Below are 13,043 nucleotides of genomic sequence, written 5' to 3' on the forward strand. Positions count from 1 at the left end.
CAATATTTGAATGAGTAAAAAAGACAGACTAAGCAAATTTGAAGATCTAATCATAGATCTTTTGAAGAACAGCCCTGATCATAAGATGACAAGAGAACAAATGATCAGCGTTCTCAGATTAGAAAGCAACAACGAAATAAACAGACTCGATAAATCACTGAATCGATTATCGAATAAGAATCGTATTAACCGAAAAGATAATTACATCTTATTGCCGGAGAAACAAAAATCCGGGGAAAAGAGATCAAGTTCCGGTTCAAAAACCTACGAAGGTAAAATTGATGTTTCAGCCAGGGGAACCGGATACGTGATCGTGGATGATCTTGATCAGGATATCATGGTTTCATCCAGGGATCTTGGGCTCGCATTGAACGATGATATCGTCAGAGTAGAGGTTACAGGCAAAGATAAAAGAAGCGGTCAGCCTCGTGGAAAACTGGTCGAAATTGTTGAACGTGGTAAGGATTTTTATGTCGGTACCCTAAGGGAAGTAACAAAAGGAAATTATGTGATCGAAGCAGATCCGCAGTCGGTTCACACCAACTTCTTTGTACAGCCTGAAAACCTGAATACGGCTCAGGATGGTGATAAGGTTATATTTGAACTTATTAATTGGATACACCCAAAAGCACTTCCTGAAGCTAATATTAAATCAGTATTAGGTAAGTCCGGCTCCAATGATGCGAATATTCTATCTATTCTCGCAGAAAATGATATGGTGGCTGAATTTCCAAAGGAAGTCGAAGACTATGCTCACGAAATTCCCCTTGAAATACCGGAAAAAGAATGCAATCGCCGCAGAGATCTGAGAGATGAAAACGTATTTACTATCGATCCCGCGGATGCTAAGGATTTTGATGATGCTCTGAGTATTGAGAAACTGGATAATGGAAACTATTATCTGGGAGTACATATTGCGGACGTTACTCATTATCTGACACCGAAATCGATCCTGGACCAGGAAGCGCATAAAAGGGGAACCAGTGTATATCTCGTTGACCGGGTGATACCAATGCTTCCAGAAGTTCTCAGTAATGGAGTCTGCAGTCTACGACCCAATGAAGATAAATTGACCTACAGCTGCTTCATGGAAATTGACGCAAAAGGCAGACTCGTTGATTATTCTGTTGAGGAAACAGTTATCCATTCCAAACAGCGATTTACCTATGAAGAAGCTCAGGAAATTGTTGATGGAAAAAAACATCCCATTAGTAAAGAAGTTAATATAGTAGCAGATCTTGCCCGTATTTTACTTGACAAAAGATTCAAAGAAGGCGCTATTGATTTTGATAATCCTGAACCTAAGTTTGTTTTGGATGAAAATGGGAAGCCATTGGAAGTTGTGATCAAGAAGAGGATATTTGCACACCGCCTGATTGAAGAATGTATGCTTATGGCCAATAAAACGGTGGCTTCTCACGTTGAGAAGATGCGTAAAGAATCAGGAAAGAAACGTTCGAAGGATCTTTTTCCTTTCTTTTACAGAGTTCATGACAAGCCTGATGCTGAAAAACTTGCCGGTATAGCTGAGCAGGTTAAACCGATCGGCATAAATTTTGAAGTTGGGAATAACATAAGCCCCAAGAAGATCAATAATTTGCTTGAGCAGGTTAAAGACACAAATTTGGAGTATATAGTGAATGGCTTGATGCTTAGAGCTATGGCAAAAGCAGAATATTCACCAAATAATGTTGGACATTTTGGTTTGGGCTTTGAACATTACTCACACTTTACAAGCCCCATCAGGCGTTATCCGGATGTCATCGTTCACCGATTGCTGAAAGGATATAATGCCGGAGCAAGGGTTTATACTTATGATCAGCTTAAAAAAGATGGCGAGCACTGCAGTGAGCGTGAAAAAGTGGCGGTCGATTCTGAACGTGATTCGGTCAAGCTTAAGCAGGTCGAGTATTTAAAAGATAAGACCGGTGAAAAATTTGAAGGAACGATCAGTGGTGTTATGGAAAGGGGAATTTTTGTGACCCTAAAAGACATTTACTGTGAAGGAATGATCAGGATCAGTGACCTGAAAGGTGATTATTATGTATATAATGAAAAAAGACATGCCTTAGTCGGTCGTAAAAGCAAGAAGCAATTTCAGCTGGGCGATGACATCAAAGTTCGTGTTAAAAGCACCGATCTGCAGAAGAGGCAGATCGACCTTAGTTTAGCTTAGTAATTTCATATAATAACGTTTATGAAGGCGAAAATTTTCTCCATACTACTATTAGGAAGCATGATTCTGGCTGCAGATTCAATGTCTGTATTTGCCCAGTATTACCCGTTTGGAAAGAATAGGGTACAGTATGAAAAATTTGAGTGGAGGTATATTCAGTCCACTCATTTTGACGTCTACTATTATGGAGAAAAAAATTATGAACTGGCTGAATTTGCAGCCAAAAGTATCGAATCGGGTTATAAACAACTAAGTGAAGATTTTCAGCACGAGATCTCAAATCGGATCACACTTATCATTTATGATTCCCACAATGACTTCTCACAAACCAATGTGGTTAATCTGCCGACGAGCGCAGAAGGGATTGGCGGTGTAACCGATAAAATGAAAAATCGAATGACGGTGCCATTTGCAGGAGATTATGCCGATTTTCGGCGAACTTTGCATCACGAGCTGGTACATGCTGTATTTAACGATATGTTCTATGGAGGTACCATCAATTCTATTATCAGAAATAACATACAACTCGTTTTCCCTTTATGGTTTGAAGAAGGCCTTTCAGAGTATATGGCACTCGGATGGGATACTAATACCGATATGTACATTCGTGATGCAGTGATCAATAACTACCTTCCACCGATACCATATCTTAGTGGTTATTATAATTATCGGGGAGGACAAGCTGTCTGGAATTATATTGTTGAACAGTACGGCCGACAAAAAATAGGAGAGATCCTTCAAAGAATTAAGACCTCGCGCAGTGTTGAATACGGACTGCAGCAATCTATTGGGCTTAATGTTGAAGAGTTATCAAAAGTATGGCAGGATGCCCTTAAGGAACGCTATTATCCGGAAGTGGCTGAACGTGAACGTGCTGATATGATCTCAACACTACTGACAAAACGTGGGGATTTTGGCACATACAATACGAGTCCTTCAATCTCTCCACAGGGAGATAAGATCGCATTTATAACTAACGAAAGTGGATATTTTGATGTAGTAGCGATCAGTGCTATTGACGGGAGAAAATTAAAGAGACTGATCAATGGTCAGCAGGACGTTGAATTTGAGGAATTGAATATCCTTAGTCCTAATATTGCCTGGTCACCTGATGGTAGCAAAATCGCCATGTCCGTCAAATCAAAGGGAAGAGATGAACTTGCCATTATCGACTATCAGACGACCAATGTCTCCAAAGTCCAGTTTCCTGACCTGGATGCGATCGCTTCAATAGCATGGTCACCCGATGGCGAGAAGATCGCATTCGACGCTAATATTGGGCCGTATCAGGACATATTTGTTTATAACATGAACACGCAGAAACTCACTAACATAACCGGAGATTTTTTCTCGGATATGCAGCCTGCGTGGAGTTCTGATTCTGAGTACATTTATTTTGTATCTGATCGGGGTGATAGAACAGATCTTCACAATTACGCTCTTGGTTTCGATCTTCTGGAAACAGAGAGTTTATATCAAACGGATATTTATCGTGTTGGAATTAATTCCCGGAAAGCCGTTCAGCTAACCGATACCCCAATCTGGAATGAGAAATCACCTAAAACTACGCAGGACGGGCGTATGATGTTTATTTCAGATAAAAATGGGATTCCTAATGTGTACGAATTCAACCTGAACACCAGAACATCAACACCGCTTACAAATCTGCAGACAGGTGCTTCACAGATATCCGTAAGTGCAGACGGTTCACGCCTGGCGTTCAACTCTATCAATGAAGGATATCTCGATATATTTTTACTACGCTCACCCTTTGATAGAAGAAAATCTCAGGATCTGACTTCGAATTACTGGGCCCAGAGAAGGGCAACTGAGTCTGAAGGGCAAAGAGTACCGGCTACCAAATATGCCCGTGAAATGTTCACAGTTTCAGGATCAGGATTACCTGTAGGGGTAGATCTATCAGAAATTACTGATACAAGTGAAGATGCAGGTATGGGTAACAGGAATCAGCAAACACCGGATACCACGGCTACAGGCACTGCCGAACAACAGGCTGAGGAAGAAGATAATAATGAGATCGATTTCAGAAATTATGTATTCAGTACTGAAGTAATAGAAGATACTACGATCGTGCTTGAGGACATTGAAAACTTCCAGCCCGAAAATACGCTTACTGAAGATGGCCGGTTTCAACCTAAGGAGTACAGACTCAGGTTCTCAACAGATATTTCATATAATCCCTCTATTGTCGCATCCACATATGGAACCTATGCCTTGACCCAATTTATCATAAGTGACCTGCTTGGAGATCATCAGATAGCACTGGGAACAAACTTTGTAACAGACCTCAGGAATAGTGACTATTCTCTGCAGTACGGATATATGAAGAACAGAACCAATTGGTTTTTCAGCTATTTTCATACGTCCCGACGGTATCAGACCTTTTTCGGAGAGATCATACGGTTCAGAACCTATGGGGGTGGAGTGAATGCACAGTATCCGATCAATAAATTCAAAAGAGTTGATGCCGGTTTCTCAGTGATGGGTATCACGCGTGATTACAGCTCAGTTAGCGACCTTTTTGCCGGAAGTAGTTTTGGTTTAAATCAGGATCCCAATCAGAGCAGTCTTTTTATGTATCCTGAGGTAATATTCACAAATGATCAAACCTTGCCGGGATTCATTACACCCCAAGGTGGTAACAGGTATTCCATTGGATTATCAGGAAGTCCCGGAGTTGGAGATAATGCCCCACAGTTTGTTTCCGTTTTGGGTGATTATAGAAAATATTTCAATCTAGGTTCCAGATATAGTTTTGCAGTAAGAGCATCCGGTGCCTCTTCCGTGGGTCCGGATAAACAAACGTATTTTATGGGTGGCCGACTTGGCTGGATAAACCAACAGTTCAATCAAAACGGACTGTCTTACGATAAGCTTACTGATAGTTTCTTTACGGTACCTGCACTTCCGGTGAGAGGTTATGCTTACAATAGCATATATGGCAGTAACTTTTCTTTGATCAATGCAGAATTCAGATTCCCACTTTTTGCAGCTGTTGTACCTGGAGCGATACCAATATTGCCGCTATATAACATTACCGGTGCCGCTTTCCTGGACATTGGTTCAGCTTGGGGTGAGCGAATTGACTATGGATTGATAGATTCAAACAGCGATCCGATCGTAAACGATGCAAAACTGGATTTTAAGGTAGCTGAGGAACGGTTTGGAACCTATGAGCTCAGAAATCAGGATGGCTCACTTGCCGGAACAGGACAGGCACCTTATTTGGATGGAGATATCCTTATTGGTGCCGGATTTGGATTGCGAACTATTGTATTCGGTCTTCCTTTCAGATATGATGTAGGCTGGCCATATCAGCGCAGCGGTTTCTTATCAGATCCTATACATTATTTCAGTATAGGCATCGACTTTTAAGATTACCGGGCATAAAAGGTTTCTAAAGCTAAGAGACGGTCAAATTTGCGGTCAGGATCATTGAAATAAACAAGACACATATACTCCTGAACAAGCGGAGTGCTGTTGTCAGAGAGTGATGTCAGGTCAATATGATTGTTTCTATTTATTTTGGCATAGTGATAGCTGTAGGATCCTTCCTTCAGCAATTGACTATGCTCCCAAAAACCTGAATCGGGGTTCAATATTAATTTACTACCATCATCTACTGTCCACTGATTGAAGTCCCCAAGAATGTGAATTTTATCATCAGGGACAAGGCTTTCATCAGCATCAAGTCTGAACAGAACATTGGCATACGTTGACCGAGTGGATGATTCAGGTTTAGAGATTCTGATCTTTGACTCTGAACCCGAGTTTAGAAAGTTTAGCACATCTTCCCTTAATATCACTTTTGGCGGGACAGTCCCGGGATTCCACTCAATGATATCATAGGTATTCTGCGTAAACACGCTTAGATCTTTAAAAATATGCCCTACATTTGCAGGGAAGGCATTGGATTGAGTGAGATCGAATTTTGCGACATCAGGTGTGTTAAAATCGAAGGATTCGGTGAATCTGGTATCTGACCAAAATCGGTTCTGCAGGTAGGCGAAGCTAAGATCAAATTCAGGATATTTCACGAAATCAGGATAATGGTAAGAACTAAATAATCGATGCTCCGGAAAGAATCGCTTGCCTGAGTTAAAGATCGTCTGGGAGGTAGAACTGAGCTCACCTTCATTTTCCGTAATAAAAAACGGCAAAGAAAATAATTCCTGCCCCGATTCTGTATCTGATACATGAAGGAGATAGTTGCCGCTGCTTATGAATTTGACCTCTTCCTGAGAGATCCTGATCTCATAATGGATATAATCCGGTCCTCGTGAATTACTTTTTTGTCCGCCTCCCATAACAAGTTCACCTATTCCCTGTAAATACCAATCCTGAGGTATGTCGCTATATTCCCAGTTCTTGTTGTGGTGAGAGAAAGTGATCCTGAATTGTCCATTAACATCGGTTAGTTCATCAAAAGACAACGTAAGCTCATCTTCGGAGTTCAGAACAAGGATAGGGGGATTTGTAGAGGTACTATTGGCAAAGAGCTGAATGCTCTTAAAAGATTCCGGTGCTGGAAGCTGATTGGGTACTATGGCCAAACTATTGACCGATATTCCATTATCCGAGTCTGTTCTGTCAGAAACACTTAGTGTAGAGGAGCAAGCAGTAATGAAAACGAACATAAAAACCATAAAAGCTACGTTTAGCCTTAAACAGGGCTGATTTTCCATATTATTCTGACTTTGTTCCAAAATGATGTTTTGATTATACAGTGATGCTTCCCTTGAAAACAAAGTTAGCCGGGCCTGAAAGAATCAGCTGATGGTAGGTGGCTGCATTCGGATCAAAATCAAAAGATGCTTTTAATCGCCCGCCTCTAACATGAATATCAAACTCGCTGTGTTTTTCACTTTTGCCTTGCCTGTGATGGGCTGCAATAGCTGAAGCCAATGCGCCGGTGCCACAGGCGAGGGTCAAGTTCTCAACGCCACGTTCGTAGGTTTGTAATGAGATCTGCTTGCTGTCATCGCAGTGAACAAAATTCACGTTTGTTCCGGGAGGATCTATGGACTCATGATATCGGGTCTTTCTGCCGGTTTCAATAAGATCTTCATCGTTATCCAGATGCTCTTTTTCCACGAAATGAATAAGGTGTTCGGTTCCGGCATCAGCTTTAATGAAAGAAAGTTCATCGACTTTTACTTCTTCTATTTGTACATGAACCGGGAAATGTATGCTTACGGAGTCATCAGAATGGATCTCGGACTCATATACATTATCATGAACGTTGAAGGTTTGTGATGATCCGAATCCAAAATAAAAAGCAAACATGGAGAGGCATCGTGCTCCGTTACCACACATACCTGCATCGCTTCCATCTGCATTCCTGTAGATCATGGTGTAGTCAACATCATCTCTCAGAGGAGGCTGGAGGACCAAAATTCCATCAGCGCCGATTCCAAATTTTCGATCACATAGTTTTGGGGTAAACTGAATGATATCTTCAAGTGTAAGACTGTAATTGCGGTTGTCGATCACTACGAAATCGTTTCCCGCACCTTCCATTTTATGAAATGATATCTTATGCATAATTACTCCACAAAGGCAGGTATATGTTGCCAGTTATTTTCGTTTGAGATCACCGGATCTAGGCCGCGCATCAGCATGGAAAAACGCAGGGAAACCGAAATAAAGATCAGCTTTGGATTTACGTTCTGCCTGATTGCTGACCTGAATGAGTCCAGATGATCGATCATTTCTTCCAGTTTTGCTTCCCCGAGAGATCCAATAAACTTTTGAATAGACTCAAGCTGATCAATATTGGTGATGAATTTTTTGTCTTCGGTTTCACGGTAGATCATAAGATCGCGAATATACATTTCGATAAGATTAGTGATCGCGATCAACCCTTCAATATTGTTGTTGCTTTGCCAGTCCTGAACCAAAGTGGAAAGCCCACTGGCATCCTGGCTAAAGGCCATTCTCATGAATCGGACAACAGACTCTCGGTTTTCTTTGAGTTTTTCCACATCAAAGAACCGCGTCATGGCATAATTTCCGCCGGAAACCCTTGCTAGGTAGGCGGCATCATCTGGGCTTAATCCATCCACCTCAATGAGTCCCCGCTCTATTTCCCGGTCTTTCAGTGTCCCTAATGGGATATGTTGACAGCGGGAGGTGATAGTTGGCAGAAGGCTTTCATAGCTCTCTGTGGTCAGTATGAACATGAGTCGGTCAGAGGGTTCTTCAAGCATTTTCAGGAAAGCATTGGCCGTTTCTTTTCGCATGGTTTCAACCCCGGTCATGATGACCACAATACGATTCCCTTCGTTCGGCTTCAGTTTTGTGATTGGCCGAATATCTTCCCTGAAATAATCTATGGGATAAAAAGCCTGACGATTTTTTGATGATTCGTCGCTAAGAGAAGGCCGCTGTGAAAACCCGATGATCTCATAAGGATCTTCAGAAAGTAATTCTAGCCGGTCTCTTAATTCTTCAGTTTTTACCGTTGTCGGTTTTGGTATAAATACGTGTATATCCGGATGCGTAAACCAGGACGATTTTTTAGAACTTGTATATTCTCCGAGGTCACTCAGATTATCGATGCCATTTATGGCTTCAGCCAGTGCCAGGGCAAAGGCTGTTTTACCAATACCGCTTGGTCCTGATAAAAGGTAGGCATGACTTATTCTATCAGAAGCCAGTATTCTTTCAACCTGATTCTTAGCTCTTTGTTGGCCTATGATTCGTCTGTTACCAAACTTTATGTCCATGTATTCTATTCCTCCCAGATGAAATCAAAAAGTAGCACGCCGGATGTTATGGTCACTCCGGCAAATCCTACTAATGCAGTAATATTATTCAAAGATGCATTGCCACCATCTATAAATGCCGTTTTACTGATGTCGGCCAACAATAAAACCAAAGGCATAAAAAGCGGAATACTCAGCACTGAAAAAATTGCACCTTTCCTGTCTGCCTGTGAGACCACAGCAGCCGTCATGGTGGCGACACCAGATAGACCGGCAGTACCCACCAAAAGCATGATCAAAAAAGCAGTCCATGATTGGATACTGAGGTTCATAAGAAAAATATACCCGGCAAAGGTTGTGATATTTATGAGCAGGGTAAACAGATAATTATAGATCAGTTTACCGCTATATACATTTGTTCCATTGGCGTAGATCCTTAGTAGATCAAAAGTTTTTTTATCGGTTTCAGAAATGAAACTTCGGCTGAGGGCAGACAGTGCTGCGAAAAGTATGATGATCCAAACGAGACCTGATTTTGGTCCGGGTTCAAGTTGATCAGCACGGAGCGTGAACAACACCAAAAGCATGGCGGCTGCAACAAAGGCTAATACCATATTGAAAGCGAACCTGGTACGTAATTCAATACGCAGGTCTTTCATTAAGATGGTGTACGTGCTTCTAATCCAACTCATAACTTAGTTTAAGGATTTTAGCGGGCTATTAACAGGATTAATAAGCCTGTACTGCAATAATTTGAAAATGAAAGTGAGGGACTGAATGTTGCTCACCGGGTCACTGTCAATACTAATTTTCTAATTGATCCAAAGCCAGTTGAATGGCTCTGCTTAATTGAGGGTCACGACCGAGTAACCTGTCTTTAAACGTGTTGTTTACTTCGATATCAGGGAATACTCCGGTTCTTTCCAGGTTATACTGTCCATCCAGAGAATAAACACCCCAAGCGGGCAGTCTGTAGAATGAACCGTCCACCAAGCCTTTACCGGAGGTAAATATAATCCAGCGATATGTTTCAGTTCCGACAACTGTTCCCAGATCAAGCTCTTTAAAACCGGCTGCAGTTACCTCCGCGTCACTCAGTGATTGCTCATTGATCAGGAGGATTATGGGTTTTGCAGCAGGGGTGAAGTTTGGCTGAGTAGCAAAATCACCGTTACGGTATTTCCACTGCAAGTAAGGTCGCTGCGTCAGGAATTGGAGTACATCATTGTGAACATTACCTCCTGTATTATATCTGAGATCGAGTATGAGTCCGTCTCGCTGATAAGCTTCGGAAGTCATCTCAATGAGGAAGTTTTCAAGCTCCCCTCCTCCCATGTTTTTCATGTGAATGTAGGCGACTCGCTCATCACTTTCTTCATCAACCATTTTTTGTTTTTGATCAACCCACTCATCATACAGATCATTACGGATTGAAAAGTAACTCTCCGGATGGATCTTGGCCGTGATGGTATCATTTCCACGTTTAAAGGTCAGGGAGATCTCTTCAGGCATTGAAGGAGAGTTGAAATACATTTCACGATTAGCATCAGGATCAATAGATTTTCCGTCAACTGCTGTGAGTATATCACCGGGACGAATATCCTTATCAGCAATATCTGCAGGGCCGTGTTTTATGACATGTCTTACACGGTAGGGGGCACTCTCATCGAAAAGCAACCCGGTTGATATCGAAACGGTTGAGTAGAATTCCTCATCTTCATCACCTGATGTGCTGAAACCCATGTGAGAGGAGTTGAGCTCACCCAGCATATCATTCATTAATCGGCTGAGGTCATTGCGGTTATTAACGTACGGCAGAAACTCTTTGTACCGATCATGCATCCTCTGCCAGTCAACGTTGTGGAAGGTTTCATTATAGAAGTTTTCTTCTAAATTAGCCCAGAGTTCTTCAAACATTTGATCAAATTCATCTCTCAGATTTCGCTTGAATTCATGTGAGGTTTCTATCTTTGTTGCTTTTGCTGCGGAAGGATCTATCTCATAAACGGTTCCACGGGATAGTCCATACAGTTTTCCGTCCACATTTTGGATATTTCCTGCAAAATCGATTCCCTCAATTTTCTTTGTTTCAGGTCGCTCAAAAGGCTGGATGGTTGTGACGTAAAGAGCTGAATTGCCTTCATCATGATTACTGCCATACAAGATCATATTCTTATCACCATCCTGAAGCACGAAAGGCGAGTATTGGGAACCGAACCTTTCACCAATTACTGTAAGGCGCTTCATCAGGCCTTGAGGATTGATACTGATATTTACTTCTTCCTTTTCTGCTTCTTCCTTTTCTGCTTCTTCGTCAGCTGTATCTTCTTCTTCCTCAAATAATTCGGCGAATTTATCCGACTTAAATGGCTCATCATAAACATCGAGGGCCATTTGGTAAATGTCTGTTTCTCCTCCGCCTCTTGGATAGGAAGGCTGGGTTCGTGAAGATGAAAAATAAATATACCTTCCATCAGGTGACCAAAAAGGATCCGATTCAGAAACACCGGTTTCAGTCAGGTTCATGATCTCACCCGTATCAATGTGGTAAGTGAATATATCGTGTTCGAAGTCGCGGCGAGCAGTGTATAGAATGTATTCATCGTTAGGAGAGAAGCGTGATTGCTGATTCTGAAATCCCCAAAATTCATCGTTCACAATTGTTTCGCTTTCAAGGGTTTTAAGATCTAACAATCTTAACTCATTGCGCCCGCTGAGGTACAGAGCCATACTTCTGTCAGAGTTCATTTCAAGTGCGCGGTTATTTTCAGTACTGCTTGTGACCTGCTTTTCAGACCCGGAACCATCTGCACTAATGGTGAACAAATTCTGATACCCACTTACTGTTCGATTGAAAATCAGCGTTTTATTGTCGGAAAACCACTTGACTTCCAAAACCCGTCCCATCGGATCTGTTTCAATCTTACGGATAAACTTGCCTTCAATATCCGATACAAATAATTCACCGCGAGAGGTAAATGCCAGTTTGTTCCTATCCGGTGATACATCAAAGTGTGAGACCTCATCTTCAACATTGAAGCTTTGTTCTTTAGCAAGCGTGTTGTTCTTCAGGATCCTTATCGGCACTTTTTTACTTTCTTGTGCGGATACGTGGTAAGTATAGATCTGATAATCTCGTTCAAAAACAATGGTCTCGCCATCTGCACTTACTTGAGGATAAAAGACAGAGGTGTTGAAATTGGTCAATTGAATTTTCTGATTTCCGTTCAGTGTATAAAGATTGTACTCTCCGTTGGCTTCATCAGAAGCAAAATACAAGGTGCCGTTACGATCAAGAGTTGGCCATAAATCCTTTCCTTTCCACTCTGTCAGTTTATAGAAAACCTGAGAATCTGTGTTGTAAGATTTTATATCCGGATTATAGGGGCCACGATACTTCTTACGCTGCGGAAATATGAAGCTCTCCCACGATTCACTAAAATAATAAGTGTTTTCATCAGGATGTTTAACCAGATTATGAACCGTGTTATGATAGTGACTGAACAATCGTTTTGGAGTTCCCCCTTTTATACTCAAGCTGTATACGCTTGTCCTGTTATAGCGATCGGACCTGATGAAGATCTCATCAGAATCCCAATTCCATGACTCTACCTGATCGTTAGCCTGATGAAAAGTAAGCTGTTTGATCTCTCCACCGTTTATCGGCATCAAATACACATCGTTGTTACCATATTGGTTGGATGAAAAAGCGATCCACTTGCCGTCAGGTGAAATTTTAGGTACGATCTCTTCACCATCCATTCCGGTCAGGCGAACAGCTTGCCCACCTGAAGAAGACACTTTCCAAAGGTCACTTTCATAAGAAAAAACAATGGTTCTTCCATCAGCAGAGATAGTCGGATTTGTTGTAAAAAAGACATCGTTTTGGGCTAAAACAGAAGAAAAACAGCCTATTGAAAGAAAGAATGATAGTATGATGGAAAATATAATTCTCATGAGAACAGATCAGTTAATTACGATTTAGGAAAGATTACCCAAACACCAAGTAAATCACAAAGCCTACGGCTGAATTTTTTATCTTACTTTTTCAAATTCGCAGAATTAAACTTTGATTGATTATCGCTTCGGTGCCTATATTCGGTTGCTGAGTTTAAAAAAAATTATTTGTCAGGAAATTA

7 protein-coding genes are annotated in these 13,043 nt (G+C 41.5%); 2 read left to right on the forward strand and 5 right to left on the reverse strand.

Annotation, left to right across the window (positions count from 1 at the left end):
- The first annotated feature begins 10 nt into the window (after window positions 1–10).
- Together rnr and ACKGJO_RS02915 are read left to right on the forward strand one after the other, a co-directional pair.
- Complete coding sequence (gene rnr, locus ACKGJO_RS02910; protein WP_411321896.1) at window positions 11–2,176, forward strand: ribonuclease R; 2,166 nt, start codon at window positions 11–13, stop codon at window positions 2,174–2,176.
- A gap of 21 nt (window positions 2,177–2,197) precedes the next feature.
- Window positions 2,198–5,572, forward strand: a complete 3,375-nt coding sequence (locus tag ACKGJO_RS02915; protein ID WP_411321897.1) for a peptidase MA family metallohydrolase — start codon at window positions 2,198–2,200, stop codon at window positions 5,570–5,572.
- A gap of 2 nt (window positions 5,573–5,574) precedes the next feature.
- Here ACKGJO_RS02915 and ACKGJO_RS02920 read toward each other — a convergent pair whose 3' ends face one another.
- The 5 genes from ACKGJO_RS02920 to ACKGJO_RS02940 form a co-directional block, all read right to left on the reverse strand.
- Window positions 5,575–6,834, reverse strand: coding sequence for a type IX secretion system plug protein (locus ACKGJO_RS02920; RefSeq protein WP_411321898.1), 1,260 nt, complete (start codon window positions 6,832–6,834; stop codon window positions 5,575–5,577).
- An 82-nt stretch (window positions 6,835–6,916) separates the two neighbouring features.
- Window positions 6,917–7,741, reverse strand: coding sequence for a diaminopimelate epimerase (gene dapF / locus ACKGJO_RS02925; protein ID WP_411321899.1), 825 nt, complete (start codon window positions 7,739–7,741; stop codon window positions 6,917–6,919).
- A gap of 2 nt (window positions 7,742–7,743) precedes the next feature.
- A complete protein-coding gene (locus tag ACKGJO_RS02930; protein WP_411321900.1) occupies window positions 7,744–8,925 on the reverse strand; it encodes a DNA polymerase III subunit in 1,182 nt (393 codons plus the stop codon).
- Window positions 8,926–8,930: 5 nt separating this feature from the next.
- Window positions 8,931–9,596, reverse strand: a complete 666-nt coding sequence (locus ACKGJO_RS02935) for a heme exporter protein CcmB (protein WP_411321901.1) — start codon at window positions 9,594–9,596, stop codon at window positions 8,931–8,933.
- Window positions 9,597–9,708: 112 nt separating this feature from the next.
- Window positions 9,709–12,861 carry a S41 family peptidase gene (locus tag ACKGJO_RS02940; RefSeq protein WP_411321902.1) on the reverse strand — a complete coding sequence of 1,051 codons (3,153 nt, stop codon included), beginning with the start codon at window positions 12,859–12,861 and terminating at the stop codon, window positions 9,709–9,711.
- Window positions 12,862–13,043 lie beyond the last annotated feature (182 nt).

Origin of the sequence: Gracilimonas qinghaiensis (assembly GCF_046602855.1) — a bacterium.
Taxonomy (GTDB): Bacteria; Bacteroidota; Rhodothermia; order Balneolales; family Balneolaceae; genus Gracilimonas.

What these genes read in the sequence shown, in the direction of transcription:
- rnr (WP_411321896.1), top strand. Translation starts at nt 11, where the DNA reads ATGAGTAAAAAAGACAGACTAAGCAAATTTGAAGATCTAATCATAGAT.
- ACKGJO_RS02935 (WP_411321901.1), bottom strand. Translation starts at nt 9,596, where the DNA reads ATGAGTTGGATTAGAAGCACGTACACCATCTTAATGAAAGACCTGCGT.
- ACKGJO_RS02930 (WP_411321900.1), bottom strand. Translation starts at nt 8,925, where the DNA reads ATGGACATAAAGTTTGGTAACAGACGAATCATAGGCCAACAAAGAGCT.
- ACKGJO_RS02915 (WP_411321897.1), top strand. Translation starts at nt 2,198, where the DNA reads ATGAAGGCGAAAATTTTCTCCATACTACTATTAGGAAGCATGATTCTG.
- dapF (WP_411321899.1), bottom strand. Translation starts at nt 7,741, where the DNA reads ATGCATAAGATATCATTTCATAAAATGGAAGGTGCGGGAAACGATTTC.
- ACKGJO_RS02940 (WP_411321902.1), bottom strand. Translation starts at nt 12,861, where the DNA reads ATGAGAATTATATTTTCCATCATACTATCATTCTTTCTTTCAATAGGC.
- ACKGJO_RS02920 (WP_411321898.1), bottom strand. Translation starts at nt 6,834, where the DNA reads ATGTTCGTTTTCATTACTGCTTGCTCCTCTACACTAAGTGTTTCTGAC.